The sequence below is a fragment of the Azospirillum sp. CT11-132 genome, assembly GCF_047302835.1.
Taxonomy (GTDB): domain Bacteria; phylum Pseudomonadota; class Alphaproteobacteria; order Azospirillales; family Azospirillaceae; genus Azospirillum.
Map to the genome: position 1 here is coordinate 330,494 of NZ_JBGLZA010000006.1, position 21,658 is coordinate 352,151.

At 66.9% G+C, this 21,658-nt stretch carries 22 protein-coding genes; 9 read left to right on the forward strand and 13 right to left on the reverse strand.

Translation table 11 applies throughout. From position 1 onward, the window contains the following. Positions 1 to 36: 36 nt before the first annotated feature. Positions 37 to 504 carry a PAS domain-containing protein gene (locus ACCD06_RS25350; protein ID WP_413344379.1) on the forward strand — a complete coding sequence of 156 codons (468 nt, stop codon included), beginning with the start codon at positions 37 to 39 and terminating at the stop codon, positions 502 to 504. Here ACCD06_RS25350 and ACCD06_RS25355 read toward each other — a convergent pair. Genes ACCD06_RS25355 through ACCD06_RS25370 form a run of 4 tightly spaced genes read right to left on the reverse strand, consistent with a single transcriptional unit; the run spans position 470 to position 5,079 of the window. Beyond that, positions 470 to 838, reverse strand: coding sequence for a response regulator (locus ACCD06_RS25355; RefSeq protein WP_109154978.1), 369 nt, complete (start codon positions 836 to 838; stop codon positions 470 to 472). The genes ACCD06_RS25350 and ACCD06_RS25355 overlap by 35 nt on opposite strands. Beyond that, on the reverse strand, positions 835 to 2,412 hold the full coding sequence (locus ACCD06_RS25360; protein ID WP_413344382.1) for a sensor histidine kinase: 1,578 nt from the start codon (positions 2,410 to 2,412) through the stop codon (positions 835 to 837). The genes ACCD06_RS25355 and ACCD06_RS25360 overlap by 4 nt, the downstream gene beginning before the upstream one ends. Beyond that, a complete protein-coding gene (locus ACCD06_RS25365) occupies positions 2,382 to 2,855 on the reverse strand; it encodes a response regulator (protein ID WP_109156130.1) in 474 nt (157 codons plus the stop codon). The genes ACCD06_RS25360 and ACCD06_RS25365 overlap by 31 nt, the downstream gene beginning before the upstream one ends. 4 nt (positions 2,856 to 2,859) lie before the next feature. After that, entirely contained in the window at positions 2,860 to 5,079 is a 2,220-nt protein-coding gene (locus ACCD06_RS25370) for an ATP-binding protein (RefSeq protein ID WP_413344384.1), read from the reverse strand. A 411-nt stretch (positions 5,080 to 5,490) separates the two neighbouring features. Between ACCD06_RS25370 and ACCD06_RS25375 the strand changes: the two genes are divergently transcribed. The 5 genes from ACCD06_RS25375 to ACCD06_RS25395 all read left to right on the forward strand — a co-directional run bounded on the left by ACCD06_RS25375 (position 5,491) and on the right by ACCD06_RS25395 (position 11,068). Further along, entirely contained in the window at positions 5,491 to 6,465 is a 975-nt protein-coding gene (locus ACCD06_RS25375; protein ID WP_413344386.1) for an NAD(P)H-dependent flavin oxidoreductase, read from the forward strand. A gap of 455 nt (positions 6,466 to 6,920) precedes the next feature. Then, a complete protein-coding gene (locus ACCD06_RS25380) occupies positions 6,921 to 7,475 on the forward strand; it encodes a sigma-70 family RNA polymerase sigma factor (RefSeq protein WP_246458084.1) in 555 nt (184 codons plus the stop codon). Continuing rightward, positions 7,472 to 7,900, forward strand: a complete 429-nt coding sequence (locus ACCD06_RS25385) for a hypothetical protein (protein ID WP_413344389.1) — start codon at positions 7,472 to 7,474, stop codon at positions 7,898 to 7,900. The genes ACCD06_RS25380 and ACCD06_RS25385 overlap by 4 nt, the downstream gene beginning before the upstream one ends. Continuing rightward, positions 7,897 to 8,343 (forward strand): periplasmic heavy metal sensor, encoded by a 447-nt coding sequence (locus ACCD06_RS25390; protein WP_413344391.1) that lies wholly within the window; start codon positions 7,897 to 7,899, stop codon positions 8,341 to 8,343. Before ACCD06_RS25385 ends, ACCD06_RS25390 begins: the two co-directional genes overlap by 4 nt. Before the next feature lie 373 nt (positions 8,344 to 8,716). Further along, complete coding sequence (locus ACCD06_RS25395) at positions 8,717 to 11,068, forward strand: Tex family protein (protein WP_413344394.1); 2,352 nt, start codon at positions 8,717 to 8,719, stop codon at positions 11,066 to 11,068. A gap of 129 nt (positions 11,069 to 11,197) precedes the next feature. On the opposite strand, the gene ACCD06_RS25400 is transcribed toward ACCD06_RS25395, so the two are convergent. From ACCD06_RS25400 to ACCD06_RS25425, 6 genes are all read right to left on the reverse strand, one after another. Then, positions 11,198 to 11,833 carry a LysE family translocator gene (locus ACCD06_RS25400; protein ID WP_413344397.1) on the reverse strand — a complete coding sequence of 212 codons (636 nt, stop codon included), beginning with the start codon at positions 11,831 to 11,833 and terminating at the stop codon, positions 11,198 to 11,200. Positions 11,834 to 11,967: 134 nt separating this feature from the next. Continuing rightward, complete coding sequence (locus tag ACCD06_RS25405; protein WP_085083685.1) at positions 11,968 to 12,228, reverse strand: hypothetical protein; 261 nt, start codon at positions 12,226 to 12,228, stop codon at positions 11,968 to 11,970. 33 nt (positions 12,229 to 12,261) lie between these two features. After that, the gene (locus ACCD06_RS25410; protein ID WP_413344399.1) at positions 12,262 to 12,537 is read right to left on the reverse strand and encodes a hypothetical protein; all 276 of its coding nucleotides are present in this window, start codon (positions 12,535 to 12,537) and stop codon (positions 12,262 to 12,264) included. Between the two features lie 75 nt (positions 12,538 to 12,612). Next, positions 12,613 to 13,482 (reverse strand): hypothetical protein, encoded by an 870-nt coding sequence (locus ACCD06_RS25415; RefSeq protein WP_413344401.1) that lies wholly within the window; start codon positions 13,480 to 13,482, stop codon positions 12,613 to 12,615. Beyond that, complete coding sequence (locus tag ACCD06_RS25420; RefSeq protein WP_413344403.1) at positions 13,470 to 14,444, reverse strand: YqaJ viral recombinase family protein; 975 nt, start codon at positions 14,442 to 14,444, stop codon at positions 13,470 to 13,472. Before ACCD06_RS25420 ends, ACCD06_RS25415 begins: the two co-directional genes overlap by 13 nt. Before the next feature lie 290 nt (positions 14,445 to 14,734). Continuing rightward, entirely contained in the window at positions 14,735 to 15,370 is a 636-nt protein-coding gene (locus ACCD06_RS25425) for a hypothetical protein (RefSeq protein ID WP_109156141.1), read from the reverse strand. Between the two features lie 161 nt (positions 15,371 to 15,531). Here ACCD06_RS25425 and ACCD06_RS25430 point away from each other — a divergent pair, with 161 nt between their 5' ends. Both ACCD06_RS25430 and ACCD06_RS25435 read left to right on the forward strand, forming a co-directional pair. Then, entirely contained in the window at positions 15,532 to 15,852 is a 321-nt protein-coding gene (locus ACCD06_RS25430) for a heavy metal-binding domain-containing protein (RefSeq protein ID WP_109086333.1), read from the forward strand. Between the two features lie 138 nt (positions 15,853 to 15,990). Then, on the forward strand, positions 15,991 to 17,205 hold the full coding sequence (locus ACCD06_RS25435) for an E22 family MetX-like putative esterase (protein ID WP_413344406.1): 1,215 nt from the start codon (positions 15,991 to 15,993) through the stop codon (positions 17,203 to 17,205). 46 nt (positions 17,206 to 17,251) lie between these two features. On the opposite strand, the gene ACCD06_RS25440 is transcribed toward ACCD06_RS25435, so the two are convergent. From ACCD06_RS25440 to ACCD06_RS25450, 3 genes are all read right to left on the reverse strand, one after another. After that, on the reverse strand, positions 17,252 to 17,776 hold the full coding sequence (locus tag ACCD06_RS25440; RefSeq protein WP_085083701.1) for a hypothetical protein: 525 nt from the start codon (positions 17,774 to 17,776) through the stop codon (positions 17,252 to 17,254). 104 nt (positions 17,777 to 17,880) lie between these two features. Beyond that, positions 17,881 to 19,434, reverse strand: coding sequence for a DHA2 family efflux MFS transporter permease subunit (locus tag ACCD06_RS25445; protein WP_413344408.1), 1,554 nt, complete (start codon positions 19,432 to 19,434; stop codon positions 17,881 to 17,883). A 149-nt stretch (positions 19,435 to 19,583) separates the two neighbouring features. Continuing rightward, positions 19,584 to 20,693, reverse strand: coding sequence for an HlyD family secretion protein (locus ACCD06_RS25450; protein WP_413344410.1), 1,110 nt, complete (start codon positions 20,691 to 20,693; stop codon positions 19,584 to 19,586). Positions 20,694 to 20,946: 253 nt separating this feature from the next. Between ACCD06_RS25450 and ACCD06_RS25455 the strand changes: the two genes are divergently transcribed. Continuing rightward, a complete protein-coding gene (locus ACCD06_RS25455; RefSeq protein ID WP_247871247.1) occupies positions 20,947 to 21,576 on the forward strand; it encodes a TetR/AcrR family transcriptional regulator in 630 nt (209 codons plus the stop codon). Positions 21,577 to 21,658: the final 82 nt, after the last annotated feature.

The window sequence follows — 21,658 nt, forward strand, 5'->3', positions numbered from 1 at the left end:
CCATCGAGGGCAGGAGAGTGCACCTAGGGCGAGCCCATGCCAGCGTCACTTGATCCGATCAGCCGCAGCATCATGCGGAATCAGCCTCTCCGGGATCAGCTTTCGCGAATGGGGGTGTCCGGAGAGGCGCTGCTGGTACTGTGCGGTCCCGACGGCAGCAATCTGGCGCTCAGCGAAACGACGCGGCGGTATTTCGGACCGTTGGCAAGCAAGATGCTGGGATGCGGCTGGGTGTCGGCAGTCCATCCGGACCACCAGATGGCCGCGGCCGACGCCTGGCTGAAGGCGGTCTATGACGAGGCCGCTTATGACCTGCAATTGAGCTACCGGCGGCATGACGGCAGCTACCACCGCTTCGCGGTAACGGGCGTCCGCTATGTCGATGCGGATTCGCGCCAGACCCACTGGCTCGTCATATCGGAACCGCTCAGGGCATCCCTCCCTGTGTCCGGCCCGCGTGGTTTGACGCTCAGCGCGGGCGGTGGCGGGCCAGTGCGTCGGTGATGTCGAGGTCGCGGAACGGCTTTCCAATCACCGGCCGCTCACGGTGGGCATCGGGCAGCCCCTCCGCCCCATGACCGGTGGTGAAGATGAAGGGGATGCCGGCGGCGGCCAGACGGTCGGCCACCGCGTCGACCCGCTCGCCACGCAGGTTGACGTCCAGCAGCGCGATGTCGAAGCCGCCCGCCTCGATTATTTCCAAGGCCGCCGAAACCGAACCGGCCGGACCGATACAGGTGACGCCCTGGTCGAGCAGGGCATCCTCCAGGCTCATGGCGATCAACGGTTCGTCCTCGACGATCAGGACGGTCAGGTTCGACAGGTTCGCGTCGGTCACTGCGGGCTCACTCGCGACGACAATGGGATTACCAGCCGGCATCGCACGCCGGCGGGGTCGAAGGCAAGGGCAACATCGCCTTCCAACTCATGCGCCAGGCCGCGCTCGATCAGGCGGGAGCCGAAACCGCGACGGGTCGGCGGCACCACCGGCGGTCCGCCGCTCTCGCGCCAGCGCAGCACCAGCGCGCCCGCGGCAGCGCGGGAGGGATGCCCGGAGCCGGCATGGCTCGCCGCCCCGTCCCGTGCAGCCGGCCCGGCCGGCGGCGTGATCTCCCAATCCAGATCGATACGGCCGCTCTCCGCCGACAGGGCGCCGTATTTCGCGGCGTTGGTGGCGAGTTCGTGGAAGGCGAGGTGCAGCGACACCGCCACGCCGGTGGTCAGGTTGACCGGCGGGCCGCCGACCCGGACACGGCCGGCATCGACATGGGGCTCCAGCGTCAGGGCGGCGATCTCGGTCAGCGAGGCGCCCTGCCAATGGCGGCGGGTCAGCAGGTCGTGTGCCTGGGCCAGGGCGCGCAGCCGCGACTGGAAGGCATCGGGGAAGGCTTCCACCGACGGGGCGGCGCGCAGGGTCTGCTTGGCGATCGACTGCACCATTGCCAGCGTGTTCTTGACCCGGTGGTTCAGTTCCTCCAGCAGCAGAAGCTGCCGCTCCTCGGCCTTCTTGCGGTCGGTGATGTTGAGCGAGACGCCGGCCAGACCGGTCGGCGCGCCGTTCTTGTCGTAGATCGCGCGGCCACGCACCTGGACCCATTGGACGCTGCCGTCGGGCCAGATCGTGCGGTATTCCATATCCAGCGGCAAACCGCTGGTCACCGCCTGCCGGACCATCGCCTGCTGAGAGTCGCGGTCGTCGGGATGGACGCGCTCCAGCAGCCGGTCATAGGTCGCAATATCGGCCGGATCGGAAAGCCCCAGGTTGGCGGCGCAGATCGCCGAGACGCGCAGCCGGTTGGTCGCCAGATTGAGTTCCCAGGACCCCAGCCGCCCGGCCTCCAGCGCGAAGCGCAGACGTGCCTCGCTCTCGGCCAGGGCCGCCCGCTTGTCGGCCAGCTCGTTGCGGTCGCGCGCCTCCACCAGGGCGCGGCGGACCACGACCTGCAGGCGCTCCATGCGAAGCTTCACCACATAGTCGGTGGCGCCCTTCTTCAGCGCCTCGATGGCATTCTCCTCGCCCAGCATGCCGGAAACGAAGATGAAGGGGACGCGGGGCAGCCGGTCGCGCGCGATCGCCAGCGCCGACATGCCGTCGAAATCCGGCAGGTCGAAGTCCGACAGGATCAGGTCGTAGGGACCGCCGTCGGCGATGGCGTCGATGAAGGCCTGCCGCGTCTCGACCCGGTGAATGTCGAACGCGTGGTCGTCGATCATCATCAGATGTTCGCGCACCAGATCGGCGTCCATGCCGCTGTCCTCCAGCAGCAGGACACGGCACGGGATCGGCCGGCCCGGATCGGCCGGTCCACTGTCCGTGAAGGGGGAGCCGGCCAAGGGAGAACCGGCGGACTGGCCGGCGAAAGGTTCCATCACCTGCGCCATCAGCTGCCGCGCGGCCTGCGGGGATGACATCCGGGCGGCGGCTCGTTCAGGATCGCCCAGAAACTTCCGATGTCGCGGATCGCGTCGAAAAACTCCTTGAAGCCGACCGGCTTGACCACGAAGGCATTCACCCCCAGCCGGTAGCTGCGGACGAGGTCCTGCTCCTCCTTGGACGAGGTCAGCATGACGACGGGAATGGCGCGGGTGCTGTCGTTCGCTTTGATCCGCTGCAGCACTTCGATCCCGTCCACCTTCGGCAGCTTGATGTCGAGGATGATGACGGCCGGATATTTCGGGTCGGTCGGCTTCGACACCGCCTGCCCATCCTCGTGGAACAGGTAGGACAAAGCCTCCGCCCCGTCGCGGGCGACGACGATGTCGTTGGCGAGCTGGGCCTCGGCGAAGGCCTCCAGCGTCAGCTCCAGGTCCTTCGGGTTGTCCTCGACCAGCAGGATCGGTTTCAGCGTGGCCATGGGGCTACCTCGATTCGGCGGCTGATGACCGCGGCAGGGAGAAATGGAAGGTTGCACCGTGGTCCAGCCTGCCTTCCGCCCAGACCCGCCCGCCGTGACGCTCCACGATGCGGCGGACATTGGCGAGGCCGATGCCGATGCCCTCGAACTCCTCCTCGCGATGCAGGCGCTGGAAGACGCCGAAGAGCTTACCGGCATAGGCCATGTCAAATCCACGGCCATTATCGCGCACGTAGAACTCATGGGCGTCGGCGGTGGTGCGGCAGCCCACCTCGATCTCCGGCGCGGCGCGGTCGCGGGTGTATTTGATGGCGTTCGACAGTAGGTTCTGCACCACCAGCCGCAGCATGGTCGGATCGCCGTTGACGCCCGGCAGCGGATGCACGGTCCAGCGCACGTCGCGGCCCTGCAGGTCGGGTTCCAGCAGGTGGCGGACCTCATCCACCAGCCGGCCGACATCGACCTCCACCCGTGCCAGCGTCGTTCGCCCCAGCTGCGAGAAATGCAGAAGCCCGTCGACGAGCCGGCCGGCCGAACTCGCCGCCTCGATGATGCTGTCCAGATAGTGGCGCTCCCGCTCGTTCAGCTTGTCGGCGGCGCGGGAGCGCAGAAGCTCGGCATAGCTGGTGACGTGGCGGAAGGGCGCCCGCAGGTCGTGCGAGACCGAGTAGGAGAAAGCGGCCAGTTCGCCGTTGCTGCGGCGAAGCTCCTCGTTCAGGGCGGCCATCTCCTCGGCCTTGCGCAGCACGATGCTGACGATGGCGTTACGGAAATCGCCGGCCGCCTCGATCTCGCCATGACGCCAGGGCAGGGACTGGCCGCGCACCGTCTCCTTCCAGGCTTCGAAGGAGTTGCGGGGGGAAAGCCGGCCGCTGGCGTCCAGCGGCTTGTTGGGATCGCCGGCCCAGTCGATGGACTGCACGATCTCCGGCCGGAACCACAGCAGATAGCTGGGATGGAGCTGCGAGATGGAGATCGCCAGCAGGCCGCTGGCGGTCCGCTCCATTCCGGCGGCGGCCGGGATCTCAAGGGGAAGCTGGTGGCTGGCGAACAGATCCTTGATGCCCTGGCCGGCCAGTTCCGCGGCGATGGCCTCGACCACCTCCTGCGGCGGGGTGCGGCCGATCAGCCGGCAATCGCCGTCGAACAGAATCGCGGCGCCGTCGGCATTGACCAGGGCCAGCAGATCCTCGCGATCCTCGCTGAGGCCGTCGATGAAATGCTCCGCCGCCGCCATATGGGCGAGCAGCCGCGCCTGGGTGCTCTTGGAGCGGATTCGGTGGTCGGCATCCAGCGCCCGTTCCAGCGCGATCATCTGGCTGGACAGCACCTGCCCCAGCAGATCGCAGGCGGTGCGCACCGCAAAGGAGACCTGCCGCGGCTCGGCATTGTGGCAGGAGATCAAGCCCCACAGCCGGTCCCCGTCCATGACCGAGATCGACATGGAGGCCGGCGTGCCCATGTTGCGCATATATTCCAGATGAACCGGCGACACGCTGCGCAGCACGGAAAAGGTGAGATCCAGCGGCGGCGCATCCCGCCTGTCGGACAGAATCGGAACCGGTTGATAACGGGTGTCTGCGATCAGCCGCAGGCGGTTCAGCGCGTAGAGCCGCCGGGCCTGCTGCGGGATGTCGGAGGCCGGAAAGCGCAGGCCGCGGTAGGAGGGCAGGCGGCCGTTGCCGTTCTCCGCGATGACGGTGCCGTTCCATTGTTCGTCGAAACGGTAGATCAGCACACGGTCGAAGCCGGTCAGCGCCCGCACCTCCTCCGCCGTGCTGGCCAGCAGGGCATCGAAGTCATGGGCCGCCTGCATGCGGCGGATGCCTTCGCGCATCTGCGGATACAGCGCCTCCAGCGTACCGGCGCCGGTGGCGGGCAGTTCCTCCAGCTCCAGGATCACCAGATCCCCGGAGCGGTGGGCGATCGCCTGGAAATCCCCGCCGCCGCGCAGGTGCAGGATGTCCAGTTGCACCGGTTCGGCAGGGGCGGCACGCAGCCCGCGGAGCAGCGAAGCCAGGGAGCCGGCGTCGATCAGCTGGTCGACCGGCATGCCGAACGCATCGGCGGGCGGACGGTTCAACACCGCGCCCGCTTCCGCGCTGGCGCAGACGAGACGAAGGCTGTCCACGTCGATGGCCAGGAGATGGCCGTGCGGCTGGATGCTGCCGGGAATGTGAATCGGTTCGCGCGCGCAGGCGTCGAGATCAAGCGTGCCCGCCATGGACGGGGGCCACGGTTCAGGTCCGGTTGCAGGCGTCACGGTCGTCCTTTGCTCATCTCGGTCACGAGTCCGACGGGATCTTCCCGAAACGGACCCGTTTCAATCGGGTTCCACTGACATATGCCGATGGCTTCCAACGGTATTCAGCATAATCAGCGGTATAGAAACCCTGCGTCCGCCGCGCGCACCGCCTTGAGGTGAGCGAGGCGACAGCATGTCCCTTTAGACCCTATACTTTCATTATCATAGGTTAAGTTTTTTGCTTGTCCTCAGATTTTCCAATGCCTTGCTCTTTTATCATACGCCGAAGATCATATTCCGCAATCAAGCTTGGTTCCGCTTATAAGAAAACATGCCGTAGGGAATCCGCGACTGTCAGGGGCCAACAGAATGGGTAGGGAAGGGGACGCCATGAAAACCGAGGTGACGCGCCTGCTCGGCATCGATTACCCGATCGTACAGGGTGGGATGCAGTGGGTCGGGCTGGCCGAACTGGCGGCATCCGTGTCGAATGCCGGCGGGCTGGGAATCCTCACCGCGCTGACCCAGCCGACGCCCGAGGATCTGGCGCGCGAGATCGCGCGCTGCCGCGCGATGACCGACCGTCCCTTCGGCGTCAACCTGACCATGCTGCCCGCGGTGACACCGCCGCCCTACGAGCGCTATCTCGACGTCATCATCGACAGCGGCATCACCATCGTGGAGACCGCCGGCAACAGCCCGCGCGCCTTCGTCGAGCGGATGAAGGCGCACGACATCCGCATCCTGCACAAATGCACCAGCGTCCGCCACGCGCTGAGCGCGGAGAGGGCCGGCGTGGACATCATCAGCATCGACGGGTTCGAGTGCGCCGGGCATCCGGGCGAGGACGACATCCCCGGTCTGATCCTGATCCCGGCCGCGGTGCGGGCCTTGCGCATCCCGGTGATCGCCTCGGGCGGGATCGCCGACGGGCGCGGCATGGCCGCCGCTCTGGCCCTCGGCGCCCAGGGCGTCAACATGGGCACGCGCTTTCTCTGCACGCGGGAGGCGCCGGTGCATGACAGCATCAAGCAGGCACTGGTCGCCGCCGGCGAGCGCGACACCAACCTGATCCTTCGCAGCATGCGCAACACCGCCCGCGTGTTCAAGAACGCCGTGTCGGACGAGGTCGTCGCGCTGGAAAAACGTCCCGGCGGCGCGCAGTTCGAAGAGGTTCGGCCGCTCGTCGCCGGCCAGCGCGGCCGAACCGCGCTCCAGTCCGGCAATGTCCAGGATGGGGTGGTTTCGGCCGGCATGGTGATCGGCCTGATCGACGACATCCCGACCTGCGACGACCTGATCCGCCGCATGGTCGCCGACTGCCGCGCCCACCTGCGCCGCGCCCTGGCGATGGCGGAGGAATGACCGGGCAGGGCGGGGCAGGTCGGAAGTTCGGTCAGAAGATCAGCTTCAGGATTCCGGTGACGACCAGCAGGCCGATGATGAAGATGATCAGAATGGCCCAGCCGAAAATCTTGAGCATGGTGTCGGTCCCTTCAGTCGCTTCGTTCATGACGCCGCCGATCATCCGGCGTTGCCACGGTCATGCTTGGATCAACCGATCCGCGGCGAAGCGGTTCCCGCAGGACGGGCAAAGATGTTCATCGCGCACCGTCCCGATGGAACGCCCACCTCAGCGGGCCCAAAAAACACATAAGCATTCTTATGGAAATAAAATGGCGGGGAGGGCCGGGCATTGGGGAAATCCCTGATCGGAAAATCGCCGCTCGCTGCGCAGGACTTCCACCTCCGGCCGCGTATAAACCGCTGACAGAAACCGGGAGCGGGCGGAATACGGCGTGGAGCCTACCGAGGAAACGGTGACCGACGAGGCGTTGATGGCGGACGCTGCGGCCGGTGACCGGAAAGCATTTGGAACACTCACGCGCCGGCATCTGCGCCGCAGCATCGCCTTGGCCCAACGGGTTGTCGGGAACGCCGCCGACGCCGAAGAGGTTGCGCAGGACGCCTTCCTGCAGATTTGGGCCAATGCCGACCGTTGGCGCGGCGATGGAACCCGCTTCACCACCTGGCTGTACAGGATCGTGGTGAATCGCGCCATCGACTACAAGCGGCGGCGCAGCTTCGCCCCCCTGGACGATGCCGGCGAGATCGCCGATCCGGCCTGGAGCGCCGAGACGGTGATCGACGGCATGCGGATCGGTGCCGCGGTGGATGCCGCGATCGCCGCCTTGCCGGAACGGCAACGGGCGGCGCTCAGTCTCTGCTACCATGAGGAGATGACGTGCGCTGAGGCTTCGGAAATATTGCAGGTGTCTGTTTCGGCTATGGAAAGTCTGCTGGTCCGGGCGCGCCGCGTCGTGCGGGCCCGGCTTCAACCCCTGATCCGTCAGAAGGACGGTGCACGGTCATGACGCTCAAAGAGTTCAAACGCAATGCCGCCGCCTACGGCGCCGATCTGGACCGTTGGCCGCGCTCCGCCAGGGTGGATGCGCTGGCCCTGCTGGACGGCAGCGCCGAAGCCCGCGACCTGCTGGCCGACGCCGCCATCACCGACGCGCTGCTGGACGCCGCCTCGACCCCGCTGGTCTCCGCCCGGCGCGAGGCGCAGGTCTATGACCGCATCGCCGACTGTCTGGCACAGCGGATCGTGCCGGATTTCGTTCCCTGGTTCCTGTCGCGGCCGCCCTTCCGCCCTGCCCCGCTCGCCGGCTTCCTGGCCAGCATGGCGCTGGTCGGCTTCCTTAGCTACAGCCAGGGCCTGATTTCCTTCGAAAAGACGAGCACGCCCGCCCTGTCCGGCGTGATGATCGTCAGCTATCTGGGAGACGTGAGATGACGCCGGCCATTCGGCGCCGCTGGCCCTGGTTCCTTCTGGTCGGGTCCCTTGCGCTCAACATGCTGGCCGGCGGCTTCGTCGTCGCCCACGCTTTCCGCCCGCCACCTCCGCCGCCCGGCGGGCCCGAGCATCTGCTGGAGCGCTTCGTCGACGACGTGTCGGGGCACCTGTCGCCGGCCGACGCTGCGATCCTGCGCAAAGCGATTGACGATGCCCGTCCTCTGTTCGTCCGCATGCATGTCAGCCGCGAGGAATTCGCGCCGCGCCTGCGCATGGCCCTGATGGCCCAACCCTTCGATTCAGCCGGCCTCAAGGCCCTGTTCGACAGCGTCCACGCCAACGACGCGGCGTTGCGTAGCGAGATCGAGACGCGCGTCGTCGACACCCTGTCCCGCCTTTCCCCCGAAGGCCGCCTGCGTCTGGCCGAAAGCCGCCTTCCCTGATCCTTTCGGTATGGACCGGTGGCAGACACTTTTTGGGGTCCGGCCGGGATGGCATGTCCGTCCCGGCCCTTTTTCCTTGCCGAAAAAAGAAAGGGCGGCCTGACGGTATCACCGCCGGGCCGCCCCTAAGTCGGTTCGGGAGGAAACGCAACCAAGTTGCACGCAGAGGTATAGGGCCGATATGGTTAACGGCCGATGAATGGTGGGAAGAAAACACCCCCTACCACTTTTTTGTGAAAAACTGCCGCGAATGGTTGCGCTTCGGCTTGGGCTATCCGTCCCTCTGCCGAAAGGCCGGGGTGGCGTCCCCCCGCCCCGACGCGCTATGACAGACACCCTTTTGTTCGTCACAAGTCCGCAGGATCCCTGCCTCATGCTGTCCATCAGCCAGCGCATCGCCGACGAACTGTCGGTCCGCGAGTCCCAGGTCGCTTCCGCCATCGCCATGCTCGACGAAGGATCGACCGTTCCCTTCATCGCGCGTTACCGCAAGGAGGCGACCGGCGGCCTGGACGACACCCAGCTCCGCACCCTGGAGGAGCGTCTGGGTTACCTGCGGGAGCTGGAGGACCGTCGCGCCAGCATCCTGTCGACCATCCAGGAGCAGGGCAAGCTGACGCCCGAACTGGAACGCCAGATCAAACAGGCCGACACCAAGACCCGGCTTGAGGACCTCTACCTCCCCTACAAGCAGAAGCGCCGCACCAAGGCCCAGATCGCCCGCGAAGCCGGACTGGAGCCGCTGGCCGACGCGCTGCTGGCCGACCCGAAGAAGCAGCCGGACGCCGAGGCCGCCGCCTTCGTCGACGCCGACAAGGGTGTTGCTGACGTCAAGGCGGCGCTGGACGGCGCCCGCCATATCCTGGTGGAACGCTTCGGCGAGGATGCCGAACTGGTCGGCCGCCTGCGCACCGCTATGGCCGACAAGGGCGTCGTCACCTCCAAGGTGATCGAGGAGAAGAAGGCGGAGGGCGCCAAATTCTCCGACTATTTCGACTTCTCGGAGAACTGGTCGAAGCTGCCGTCGCACCGGGCACTGGCGCTGTTCCGTGGCCGGGCTCAGGGCGTGCTCGACATCCGCCTGGATCTGCCGGTCGAAGAGGGTCAGCCCCACCCGGCGGAGGGCACCATCGCCGTCCACACCGGCATCCGCGACCAGGGCCGCCCGGCCGACAAGTGGCTGTCCGACGTGGTGCGCTGGACCTGGAAGCTGAAGATCGGCCCGCATATCGAGACCGATCTGATGGGGAGCCTGCGTGAGCGGGCGGAGGACGAGGCGATCCGCGTCTTCGCCCGCAACCTGCACGACCTGCTGCTGGCCGCACCCGCCGGCCAGCGCGCCACCATCGGGCTCGATCCCGGCATCCGCACCGGCGTGAAGGTCGCCGTCGTCGATTCCACCGGCAAGCTGGTGGAGACGACGACCATCTACCCGCATCCGCCGCGCAACGACTGGGACGGCTCCATCGCCGTGCTGGCGGCGCTGGCGGCGCGGCACAAGGTGGAGCTGATCTCCATCGGCAACGGCACCGCGTCGCGCGAGACCGACAAGCTCGCCGCCGACCTGATGAAGCGCCATCCCAAGCTGTCCCTGACCAAGCTGGTGGTCAGCGAGGCCGGCGCGTCGGTTTATTCGGCGTCGGAAACAGCGGCGCACGAGTTCCCCAACCTGGACGTCAGCCTGCGCGGCGCGGTTTCCATCGCCCGTCGCCTACAGGACCCGCTGGCCGAGCTGGTGAAGATCGAGCCGAAGTCGATCGGCGTCGGCCAGTACCAGCATGACGTTGCCGGCGGCAAGCTGGCGCGCTCGCTGGATGCGGTGGTCGAGGATTGCGTGAACGCCGTCGGCGTCGACCTGAACACCGCGTCGATCCCGCTGCTGACCCGCGTGTCGGGACTGAACGAGACCATCGCCCGCAACATCGTCGAGCATCGCGACCGCAACGGCGCCTTCCGCTCGCGCAAGCAGTTGCTCGACGTGGCGCGGCTGGGGCCGAAGACCTTCGAGCAGGCCGCCGGCTTCCTGCGCATCCGCGACGGCGAAAATCCGCTCGACGGCTCCGCCGTCCATCCGGAAGCCTATCCGGTGGTCCAGCGCATCGTGAAGACCACCGGCCGCGACCTCGGCAGCGTCATCGGCGACGCCCGCTTCCTGCGCGGCCTGAATGCGGAGGAGTTCACCGACGAGCGCTTCGGCCTGCCCACCATCGAGGACATCATCAAGGAGCTGGAGAAGCCCGGCCGCGACCCCCGTCCGGAGTTCAAGACCGCCACCTTCAAGGAGGGGGTGGAGGAACTGAAGCACCTTCAGCCGGGGATGATGCTGGAGGGCGTCGTCACCAACGTCACCGCTTTCGGTGCCTTCGTCGACATCGGCGTCCATCAGGACGGGCTGGTGCATATTTCCCAGCTTGCCAACAGCTTCGTGAAGGACCCTCACACGGTGGTGAAGGCCGGCGACGTGGTGAAGGTGAAGGTGCTGGAGGTGGACATTCCCCGCAAGCGCATCGCCCTGACCATGCGCATGGGCGAGGAAGCGCCCCGCCCGGCCCGTCGGGAAGAGCGCCGCGAGGACCGGGGGCCTGCCCGTCCGCCGCAGCAGCAGGATCGCCGCCCGGCGGCGCCTGCGCCCAAGGCAGCACCAAAGCCGGCCAAGGCGCCGGAGCCGATCAACAGCGCCTTCGCCGAGGCGTTCGCCAGGGCGCAGTCGGGCAAGAAGAAGTGAGGTTTGGGTAGGGTGATGCCCCCTCCCTCCCACGGCTTCGCCGCGGGTTCCCCCCTCCCCGCTTTCAGCGGGAGAGGGAGGATTTGCATAGAGGCGGCAGTCCCCTCTCCCACCCAAGGTGGGGGAGGGTCAGGGAGGGGGTAGAGCGTCCGCCATCAGACGGCCGCCGAGCCCGCCAATGGCAGCGGCGGCAACCCGGTCGACCCAGCGCTTGGACCTGAGATAAGCGGCGCGTGGCCGGCCGGCGGAAAAAGCCGCGGCGACGATCGCGTACCAGCCCGCTTCGATGAAAAAGATCGCCGGCGGCAGGAAAACGAACAGCCAGAGCGGCGGGTCGGCCGGCATCAGCGCGGCAAAGATGCTGCCATAGACGAGCGCCGTCTTCGGGTTGCTCAATTGCGTCAGCAGCCCGAACAGCAGCGGCCGCATCAGCCCGGCGGGTGCCGTCTTCCCCTCCTCCACCACCACCAGAGCCTCCGCGGCTCCGCGCCAGATTCTGACCGCGAGGTAAAGCAGATAGGCGCCGCCCGCCAGTTTCAGAATCGCATAAAGCCAGCCGACCTGCGACAGCAGGGCATGCAGCCCCAACAGTGCGAGGGACGCAAAGAACACGCCGCCGATTCCCATGCCGAGCGCGGTGGCCAGACCGGCCCGGCGGGATACTGCGATGGAGGTGCGGGCGACCAGCACGAAGCTCGGTCCCGGACTGGCGGCGCCGACCGCGATGGCACCGGCGATGCTGACGAAGGCAAGTACGGGATCCATGATCGCTCCCCTTCCGCTTGAAGGCGGAGACGATATCACAACCGAGACGCTGCGCGAATGCTGCACAAAAAAGTCCCCTCGTCCGCGGGGGGAACGAGGGGACGAAGGCCGATGGCCTTGCCGTTACGGGGATGTCATTCGGCCGCCATCAGCACCGGAGCCTCGTCACGCACCCGGTTCACCGCGACATAGCGGTCCAGCGCGTCCAGGCATTCGGCCAGAGTTCCGGAACCGACCGCGCGGCAATCCTCAAAGGCGTGCGGCTCGGGGCGGAACCAATGGGTGATGTAGCATTCCTCGCGCCCATCCAGGCTGAGGGTGAGGGCGAAGCGGCCCTCACGCCCGATGCGGGCTTGAGCGGCGCGTAGACGCGCCTGGACCTCTTCTATCGTCATGAGATGATATCCTTCCCTTGATGCCGTCTGCGGTCAGGCGGCGTGGGCGAACGTCCTGTCTTCCAATTCCGAGTCTTCCAACCGGCGAGCCCAGTCGATGTCACGCGACAGGGACTCGACGAGGACGCGGGCAGCGCTTTCGGTTTCCGCCGGGGTGTCGGACCGCAGCAGTCCCGAAAGCCGCATCGCCAGCGTTTCGGCCTCCGCCTCCACCCAGCGGGCGTAGTGGCGGCGGCGTTGATCGCGATTCCAGTACCAGCGCGGAAGCTGGGCGTTGGCACGCTCGAACTCGCTTTCCCAGGCGCTCATGCGGAAAAGACCGCTGGGCGACCGGTCGCTGGTGCTGTGAGTCGCCCTAGGAGTCGTCCTTGTCATGGCGTTCCGTCAGGCGGCTTCCCGCCCGTCCTCTTCCTCGCGCTTCAGAATCTCGGCCTTCTTCTGGGCGAACAGGCCGGTGATGCGGTGCTGGGCGGCGCGGTCGATGGCGCCGATCTCGCGCAGGCGGGTGCCGACGCCGGACCGCCAGACCTCCTCCAGGTCGTCCAGATCCAGGCAGGCCCCCAGCCGGCGCTTGACCTCCGCCTCGAAAGACTCGACGGCGGCGGGCTGCAGGTCCGGGTTGGCCTTGGCGGCGTAGAAGGCCTCCGACTCCTCCCGGTACTTGCTGTCGTCGAACTGGCCCATATAGACGTCGGCGGCCAGCCCCAACTGCAGCAGGCATTTGCCGACCGCATCGGTCATCGACATCTTGAAGCACTCGTCGTCCGGCATCTCCATGCCGTTGCGACGGCGGACCATCTCGGTCCCGCCCCACTGCGGGCCAGTGAAGCACTTCTCCTTCGTCTCCGGATCGATGTACCAGACGCGGGCGCAGATGAAGATCATCCGTTCCGCGATGGTCCAGTCCACCTGCTCATAGCCCCAGCCCTTGCCGATCGGACCGAACACCTCCGTCATCATCTGGAAGCGCCAGGTCGGGTCGATCTGCGTGCCGCGGAAGCCGCCGGAGCGGGTGAAGGGCTTGGTCGCCTTCGGATCGGTGCGCTTCAGCCGGTTCCACAGGAACATGGTGTCGATCCGCTGCGGCTCCTCAGCCCGGCTGCCGCCGGCGGACCCCTTGGACCCGTGGGAGCCGCGGCTGCCGCCGGTCTTCGGCTCGGCCTGGGTGGTCTCCGTCACGTTGGACTCGGTTACGCTCGATTCGGGGGTTTCGGTGTCGGCAACGACGTGGTCGGTCTTGCTCATGCGTCCCATGATTTGGGTCCTTCTTGTCCAAACGTTTCGGCTCTCCCCTCACCCCAGCCGGCGGTCAGCACTGTTTCCAGGCTGAGTTCCACCGCGTTCGGGTCAGCGGAGGGTCCCCAGGATTGCGCCTCTGCCAGGGAACGGCGCGGCGGCGCGCCATAGCGCAGGCTGAGCCGGCCCTCGCGGTCGCGCGCGAGATAGAGGCCACCTGACCGGCCGTCAGCCTGATCGATGGCAACAAAAGCGATGCGGGCATCGTCCGGCATCAGCGCCTTCAGAGCGGCTTCGTCCTCCTTCACCGCCAGCGCCGCCGCCCGGTTGGCGACCAGCCGGTCGGCCAACGCACGGAAACGGTTGTGCCGCCCCATGTCGAAGACGCGGCCCTGCTCATAGGACGGCGCGTCCATCGGCAGCGGATCCGACGGCTCGACGTCGTTGACGACGTGCCACCAGAAGGCCTCCAGCGTCTCCACCAGCCGCTCGACGTCGTCCGGGCGCCGATCCACCGTCATCAGGCTGTGGCCGGTCGGGCGCAGGATCGACAGCAAAGCGCGATCCAGCCCGACCACAGCCAACTGATGCTGGACCTGCCAGTGGTAGCGGCGGGCAAGGTCGGCATCGGTCTGGAAGCCGCTGTTGAACTTCGCCTCCACGATGGTGTCGAGCGCCCCATCGGCCACGCTGCTGGTCAGGAAGTCGGGGTGGGCGACCATCCAGTCATGCTCGGCATGGCGATAGGTGTCGGGAGCCTCCACGCAAGCGCGGCCGGTGGCATGGGCGACGAAGCGCGGGTGCAGATGCTCGGTCGCGATGCCGATCTGCACCGCGGCGACGAGATCCAGAGTCTCGGGTTCGACCCGGCCGGTCTTCTCGCGCCACAGCGACAGCCAGTCGCCGGCCATCACGCGCGTTGCGTCCGATGACCCGATCCGCCCCGCCCGCAAGTCCCGCTGTGCCTGAGTGATCGCCATGCTTTTCCCGACTTTCCGAACCCCGAAGCGTGACCGTCGCTGCGACTTCGCAGCATGTTTTTCGGACGGCCTCACCGGACCCTGAATATGGGATGCGAACACGCAGCTTTCAAGAACAAAACGTGAACCTATGGCTTGGCCGTAGACCAGCTCAAAGTCCTGAAAACACGCTATATTTGGTGTCTTCTGACGAGAGTCATCACAAGACAAAACGGACGGAGTAGAGACGTCCGTTTTTGCGAGTCGCGGGGGATTGGAACGCGCGCCGCGACTCGTGCCGCAGCAGCCTTTTACATGCGAAGCGCTCGCACCACGTGGACGGCGACTCCGGCCACATGGGCGCGGTCGAAGGCAGTGGGGCGGCAGTCGGGATCGGTCGAAACCGGCATCAGGTGGGGCGGGAAGAAGCGGTAGCCGCAGATCGTGCCCTCGCCCACCGTCACCACCACGTCCCCGGTCTGCGGGGTCAGCACGTCCAGCGGCTCCAGCACCACGCAGTCGCGCGGCAGCACCCCGGCGGCGTCCAGGCTCTTGGACAGGATGCGCAGCGCGAAAGCTCGGCGGGAGGTGCGGCCATCCATGGCGACGGAGGCGGCGCCGTCCTTCAGCGCCCCGGCCAGGAACGCCTCCCCCGCCCGGCGGCCGAGGTCGAGGAAGATGTGCGCCTGCTCCAGCGTCAGCACCGGCACGCGGGAAACCGGCGCATAGGCGTGGTCGTCAAGGAAGCGCGGCTCCGACCCGGCGACGCGGGCCAGCCGGGCCAGCGTGTCGGCGCTGGGCACGCTGCCCATTACCGGATCGCGCAGGAAACGGGTCAGGTTGGTCGCGGTAACGTCGGCCAGCCGCGCCCAGCCGCCGGCGCTCCAGCCCTTCGCCTCCATGACGCCGGTCATCCAGCGCAGGATGGCTCGCCGCGTGTCGTCCATCGCTTTCCCCCTCGCCGTCCCCCACCCCTGTCCTACACGGTCCGGACGGGGTGGGGGAAGGCGCGAAGGACTAAAGGCCGCCGCGATTTCGCAGTGCCGCCTTGGACTCGGCAATGCAGGCCCCATCTGTGCGGCAGCGAAATCACCCGGGAGAAGCCTCCATGATCGTCACCAGCACCGATTCCGTCGAGGGCCGCCAGATCACCCAGTATCTCGGCATCGTCGCCGGCGAGGCGATCATGGGCGTCAACGTGTTCCGCGACCTGTTCTCCTCCGTGCGCGACATCGTCGGCGGCCGGGCCGGCGGCTATCAGGCGGCGCTGCGCGATGCCCGCGAGGCGGCCTTCGCCGACCTGGAGGAGTCGGCCCGCGCGTTGGGCGCCGACGCCGTGGTCGGCGTCGACGTCGATTACGAGGTGCTGGGCAAGGAGAACGGCATGCTGATGGTGTCGGTGAACGGCACCGCCGTCCGGCTGCGCTGACGCCCCGCCCCTCCCACCCGCCTGCCCGGGTTGCCTGACCGTAAGCGTCACCGATGGCGGCTGGACAGCCGCAACCTTATGGGTAGACTGCGCCACCGGAATAGAGTGTCAGGCGAACAATTCTGGAGGGGGATGCTTATGCGTGGGGTTGTCCGCGGTTCCATCTGGTCCGGCTGCCTCGGCGGCCTCGCCATGGCGGCCTGTCTGTTCGGCACCCTGCCGGCGCTGGCGTTGGACGGCATCGTCGAGAAGAAGGTCTTCGAGATGCCGTCCTACACCACCACCGGCGGCGGGACGATCAAGAACGTCCGCATCGGCTGGGAAAGCTACGGCAAGCTGAACGACGCCAAGGACAACGTCATCCTCGTCACCCACTTCTTCAGCGGCAGCAGCCACGCCGCGGGGAAATACAAGGCCGACGACGCCGCGCCCGGTTATTGGGACAGCATCATCGGCCCCGGCAAGCCGCTGGACACCGACAAATACTTCATCATCAGCTCCGACACGCTGGTGAACCTGTCGCCGAAGGACCCCAACGTCGTCACCACCGGCCCGGCCAGCATCAATCCGGACACCGGCAAGCCCTATGGCATGAGCTTCCCCGTCGTCACCATCCAGGATTTCGTCAATGTCCAGAAGGCGCTGATCGACAGCCTGGGCATCAAGACGCTGCAGGCGGTGATGGGCGGCTCGATGGGCTCGCTCCAGGCTTTCGAATGGGGGGCCGACCATCCGGAGATGGTCAAGCGCGTCATCGCCGCCATCGGCGGGCCGGAAACCGATCCGTTCCTGATCGGCTGGCTCAACCTGTGGGCCGCGCCGATCAAGCTCGACCCCAACTGGAACAACGGCGATTATTACGGCAAGGCGGAGCCGAAGGCCGGCCTGACCGAGGCGCTGAAGCTGGTCACCCTGCAGGCGCGGCACTGGAAATGGGCGGACGCCGCCTTCGGCCGCAAATGGGCGGAGGATGGCAAGGATCCGAAGGCGGCGATGGGCAACCAGTACGCCATCGAAGCCTGGCTGGACAAGGCCGCCGCCGGTCGCGCCGCGGTCAGCGACGCCAACCATTTCCTCTATCTGGTGAAGGCCAACCAGACCTTCGTCACCGGCAACGGGGCGTCTCTGGAGGATGGCCTGGCGAAGATCAAGGCGCCGGTGCTGCTGATCCCGTCGGCCGACGACCTCGTCTTCCCGCCCGACCGCAACATGCGCCCGCTGAAGGACCGGCTGGAGAAGCAAGGCAACACGGTGGAGTACACCGAGTCGATCACCTCGACCCTCGGCCATCTCGACGGCGTGGTGAACATCGGCAAGGCCGGCGAGACGATCGCGCAGTTTCTGGCGAAGTGAGTGGTGTGGGGGCGCTTTTGCGGATGCCCCCCTATTCCCCGCCCCCCTACTCTCCGATCGGCGCCCCGCGGAAGTTCAGCAGGCTCGGCGCCTTGTCGATGATCTCTTCCAGGATCAGCGAGGCGGTTTCTAGATCGCGGTCCAGGTCCGGTCCCAGCTTGCCGGCATAGTTGGGCCGCTTCAGCTTTTCCGCCGCGTCGTGCAGGCTGCGCAGCTCGGCCACGAAGATCTCGCGGGCGCCCATCGGCAGAATCGGATTCGCCGACAGCACGAAGAAGAAGCGCATGCTGGCGCGCACCAGAAGCGCCAGCATCACCATGTCCAGCTTCTCGAACTGGTCGCGCAGGTCGTCCGAACGGGCGTCGACCAGATTGCGCATGCGCTGCTCGATCAGGATGACCAGCGCCTGGAACTCGCCGACCTTGTCGCGGAAGTCGCGATAGGCGCCGAAGCTGTGTTTGCTCGCCTCATGCTCGGCCAGTTGGGCCAGCTTCGACGCTTCACGGCACTGGCGCTCCAGCGCGCCCAGCAGTTCCTTGACCTCGGCTCGGGTATATTGGCGCTTGCTCATGGGGCTCGGCAGGGGGGCTCGACGGGGGGCTCGGCAGGATTCGGACGTGCGTTCGGACGATCGGTCAAGCTATAGCACAACCCCAGGGCAGCAACCTATCACGCTTAGTGATCTGCCTTCACCGGCGCTCCCGGCCGGCGCACCAGCGGCATGAACAGCAGCGCACCGAAGAACACCGCCGACATCAGCAGCATGGCGTCGTTGAAGGTCAGGATCAGCGCCTCGCGCTGGACCAGCCCGACCAGCCGGGCCATCGCCGCGGCGGTGGGATCGGCCACCAGCCCGTCGAAGCGCTGGCTGAGGTTGTCGACCATCTGCTGCACCTCCGGCCGGGCGAGGTTGACGTTGTCGCCGAGTCGGTTCAGGTGCAGCGCGTTGCGGTCGGTCAGCACCGTGTTGATCGCGGCAAGGCCGATGGCGCCGCCCAGGTTGCGCATCAGGTTATACAGGCCCGACGCGTTCTTCAGCTTGTCCGGCGGCAGAGTGCCGAGCGCCACGCTGTTGATCGGGATGAAGCACAGCATCAGCGACATGCCGCGCACCGCCTGCGGCAGGAACAGCTCCCAGAAGCCGGTCTCGGCGGTGAAGTGGCTGTTCAGCCAGACGCCGGTGCCGAACAGGATCAGTCCAAGCGCCAGCATGGCGCGCAAATCCATCCGCTTCGACAGGGCGCCGGCAATGGGGGCCGACATGAACTGGAAGGCGCCGGTCACGAACATGATCTCGCCGATCTGCAGGCTGTTGAAGCCGCGCACGCGGGCCAGGAACAGCGGCTGCAGATAGACCGACCCGTAGAGGCCGATGCCCAGGATGAAGCTGTAGAGCGACCCGATGGCGAAGTTGCGGTCGGCGAAGGCGCGCAGTTCCACGATGGGGTTGCGGTAGGACAGCACCCGCCAGAAGAACCCGACGGCGGAGACGGCCGCCACCACCGCCAGCCCGAAGATCGCCTCGTCGTCGAACCAGTCGTTCCGCGGCCCCTCCTCCACCACATATTCCAGGCTGCCCAGGAAGGCGGCCATCAGCGCCAGCCCGACGAAATCGAAGCCTTTGCGCAGTTCCGGGTTCGGCCGGTCGACATCGACCAGGAACCAGACCAGCGAGGTCACCAGGATGCCGGGAATGACGTTGGCCAGGAACAGCCAGTGCCAGGACATGTGCTGGGTCAGATAGCCGCCCAGCGTCGGGCCGATGGTCGGCGCCATCGTGGCGACCAGCCCCATCATCACCGAAACGCCCGCCCGCTTTTCCGGCGGGAAGATCATGAAGCTGGTGGCGAACACCGTCGGGATCATGGCGCCGCCGATGAAGCCCTGCAGCGCGCGCCAGACGATCATCGATTCGATGCCGCCGGCAAAGGCGCAGGCGACGCTGGTCAGGGTGAAGCCGGCGGCGGCCACGGTGAACAGCACGCGGGTCGACAGGATGCGCGACAGGATGCCCGACAGCGGGATCATCACGACCTCCGCGATCAGGTAGGAGGTCTGCACCCAGGAAATCTCGTCGGCGCTGGCCGCCAGCCCCGCCTGGATTTCCGACAGCGAGCTGGAGACGATCTGGATGTCGAGGATCGCCATGAACATGCCGACGACCATCGCGAAGAAGCCGGCGATGTCGCGGGATGTGAGCGGGCGCATGCCCTGGGCCGGTGTCGCCATGGAACCGCTGCCTTCCGTCGCGGCCGAACGACTGCCGCCCCCAAAGGAGGGGGCGCGGCTCCGGCCTGAATGTCACTCTGATTGATGGCGGGAACGCCGCCCCCGAAGGGGGAGAAGGGGCGGCGGCCCCGCCGGAGCGTGACCGCCGCTTACTTGGCGGCCACCGCCTGCTTGTCGGACAGCGCGCCGAACACGCCGCCGCTCGCCACATGCGGCTGGGCAGTGGCGCCGCGGGTGTCGACCTCCGCCACCACCGACAGGCCGGGACGCAGCAGGCCGGCCAGCGCGTTGTCGCGCGGCAGGGCGATCCGCACCGGCACCCGCTGCACGATCTTGGTGAAGTTGCCGGTCGCGTTCTCCGGCGGCAGCAGCGAGAATTTGGACCCAGACGCCGGGGCGAAGCTTTCCACCGTGCCGGTCAGATGGCGGTCGGGGAAGGCATCGACGGAAATGCTGACCTGCTGGCCGGGGCGCATGTGCGCCAGCTGGGTCTCCTTGAAGTTGGCGACCACATAGACGTCGGGCAGCGGCACCAGCGACAGCAGCTGCACGCCCGGCCGGGCATATTGGCCGACCTGGACGCCGCGGTTGCCGATCACGCCGTCGACCGGCGCGCGGATCACGGTGTTGTCCAGATCGTTGCGCGCGGTCTGCAGCGTCGCCTGGGCCTGGGCCAGATGGGCCTCCGTCTCGGTCCGGGTGGCGTGCAGGACATTGACCTGCTCGTTCTCCGACGCCAGCGCCGCTCGCGCCTTCGCCACCTGGGCCACCGCCTTGCGCAGGTCGGCGTCGGCGGTCTCCAGCTTCTGCCGGCTGGTCCAGCTGTCGCTGGCCAGCGACCGGCTGCGCTCGAACTCCTGCTGGGCACGGCGCTGTTCGGCCTCGGCGCTCGCCAGCGTGGCGGCAGCCTGATCGATCACCGTGCGCTGTAGCTCCAGCTTGCTGTCCAGCGTGCCGAGCGCCGCCTTCTGCGCGGTGACGGCGGCTTCGGCCTCCGCCACCTTGGCGCGGAAATCCTGGTCGTCCAGCACCGCCAGCACGTCGCCCGTCCGCACCAGCTGGTTTTCCGCGACCTTCACGTCGCGGACATAGGCGGAAATCTTCGGGCTGACGACGGTGATGTCGCTCTGCACATAGGCATTGTCGGTCGACTCCAGGAACCGGCCCGTGGTCCACCAATGTTCGCCGGCGACGGCGCCACCTGCCAGCACAGCCAGCGCAACGCCCGACAGCACGATCTTCCGTACGCCATTCGCCATTGTCTCTATCCCCAATCCACTGCGGTCCGATCCGCATTTCCGCCGATGCGCTCTTTCCGGCGCCGTCACGGAAAAGGAACTGAACCGTTCAGTTTAGTCTTGTCGGAAGATGGCGGACGACCTATCTGTTGTCAAGACCGAACTGAACGGTTTAGTTTTTGGCAATTGGTGTCAGGAGGCTTGTCGGGCGATGCAGAACGCGGTAGGGGCCAGGAACATGGACCGAGGCAGCATGGACTCCGGCGAGACGCGCATGACCACATTGGTTGCCCCCACTCCCGAAGCAGGATCGAAGCAGGCCCAGATCATGGAGGCCGCAGGCACCCTGTTCCTGGAACATGGTTACAGCGCCGTCAGCATGGATGCCGTCGCCAAGAAGGCGAACGTGTCCAAGGCGACCCTGTACGCGCATTTCGGCAGCAAGGAGGAGCTGTTCCGGGCGATGGTCGCCTGCGAATGCGCGAACTCCGTCATGAGCAGCGTCTGGAGCGAGGCGATGGACCTGCCGGCGGCGGACGGCCTGCGCCTGATCGGCCGCACCTTCGTCCGCTTCATCGCTTCGCCGAAGGCGCTGGGCGTCTATCGGATGGTGCTGGGCGAGGTGCTGCGCCAGCCCCAGCTCGCCCAGGCCTTCTATGAAAGCGGCCCGGCCGAGACCTTCCAGCGCGCCCGCCAGTTCATGACCCATATGGCGGACAAGGGCGAACTGGCGATCACCGACTGCGATCTCGCCACCCACCAGTTCTTCGGGCTGCTGAAGGCGAACATGCACATGAAGCTGCTGCTGTGCCTGAGCGAGCGGCCGAGCGACGACGAGTTGGAGCGCTACGTCGACGCCGCCGTCGACCTGTTCGCCAAGGGCTATGCCCCGAACAAGGGCTGACCCAAGCGTTCACAACCCGAAATTGGCGCCAGAAGCAATCTTGCTGCAATAATCAGGAAACCCGGCGCAGAGTTGACCCCCG

Coding starts and splice junctions, on each gene's coding strand:
- ACCD06_RS25395 (WP_413344394.1), top strand. CDS start 8,717: ATGCTGTCCATCAGCCAGCGCATCGCCGACGAACTGTCGGTCCGCGAG.
- ACCD06_RS25405 (WP_085083685.1), bottom strand. CDS start 12,228: ATGACGATAGAAGAGGTCCAGGCGCGTCTACGCGCCGCTCAAGCCCGC.
- ACCD06_RS25445 (WP_413344408.1), bottom strand. CDS start 19,434: ATGGCGACACCGGCCCAGGGCATGCGCCCGCTCACATCCCGCGACATC.
- ACCD06_RS25455 (WP_247871247.1), top strand. CDS start 20,947: ATGACCACATTGGTTGCCCCCACTCCCGAAGCAGGATCGAAGCAGGCC.
- ACCD06_RS25410 (WP_413344399.1), bottom strand. CDS start 12,537: ATGAGCGCCTGGGAAAGCGAGTTCGAGCGTGCCAACGCCCAGCTTCCG.
- ACCD06_RS25370 (WP_413344384.1), bottom strand. CDS start 5,079: ATGGCGGGCACGCTTGATCTCGACGCCTGCGCGCGCGAACCGATTCAC.
- ACCD06_RS25385 (WP_413344389.1), top strand. CDS start 7,472: ATGACGCTCAAAGAGTTCAAACGCAATGCCGCCGCCTACGGCGCCGAT.
- ACCD06_RS25430 (WP_109086333.1), top strand. CDS start 15,532: ATGATCGTCACCAGCACCGATTCCGTCGAGGGCCGCCAGATCACCCAG.
- ACCD06_RS25365 (WP_109156130.1), bottom strand. CDS start 2,855: ATGGCCACGCTGAAACCGATCCTGCTGGTCGAGGACAACCCGAAGGAC.
- ACCD06_RS25435 (WP_413344406.1), top strand. CDS start 15,991: ATGCGTGGGGTTGTCCGCGGTTCCATCTGGTCCGGCTGCCTCGGCGGC.
- ACCD06_RS25375 (WP_413344386.1), top strand. CDS start 5,491: ATGAAAACCGAGGTGACGCGCCTGCTCGGCATCGATTACCCGATCGTA.
- ACCD06_RS25420 (WP_413344403.1), bottom strand. CDS start 14,444: ATGGCGATCACTCAGGCACAGCGGGACTTGCGGGCGGGGCGGATCGGG.
- ACCD06_RS25450 (WP_413344410.1), bottom strand. CDS start 20,693: ATGGCGAATGGCGTACGGAAGATCGTGCTGTCGGGCGTTGCGCTGGCT.
- ACCD06_RS25425 (WP_109156141.1), bottom strand. CDS start 15,370: ATGGACGACACGCGGCGAGCCATCCTGCGCTGGATGACCGGCGTCATG.
- ACCD06_RS25440 (WP_085083701.1), bottom strand. CDS start 17,776: ATGAGCAAGCGCCAATATACCCGAGCCGAGGTCAAGGAACTGCTGGGC.
- ACCD06_RS25360 (WP_413344382.1), bottom strand. CDS start 2,412: ATGTCATCCCCGCAGGCCGCGCGGCAGCTGATGGCGCAGGTGATGGAA.
- ACCD06_RS25390 (WP_413344391.1), top strand. CDS start 7,897: ATGACGCCGGCCATTCGGCGCCGCTGGCCCTGGTTCCTTCTGGTCGGG.
- ACCD06_RS25400 (WP_413344397.1), bottom strand. CDS start 11,833: ATGGATCCCGTACTTGCCTTCGTCAGCATCGCCGGTGCCATCGCGGTC.
- ACCD06_RS25415 (WP_413344401.1), bottom strand. CDS start 13,482: ATGGGACGCATGAGCAAGACCGACCACGTCGTTGCCGACACCGAAACC.
- ACCD06_RS25350 (WP_413344379.1), top strand. CDS start 37: ATGCCAGCGTCACTTGATCCGATCAGCCGCAGCATCATGCGGAATCAG.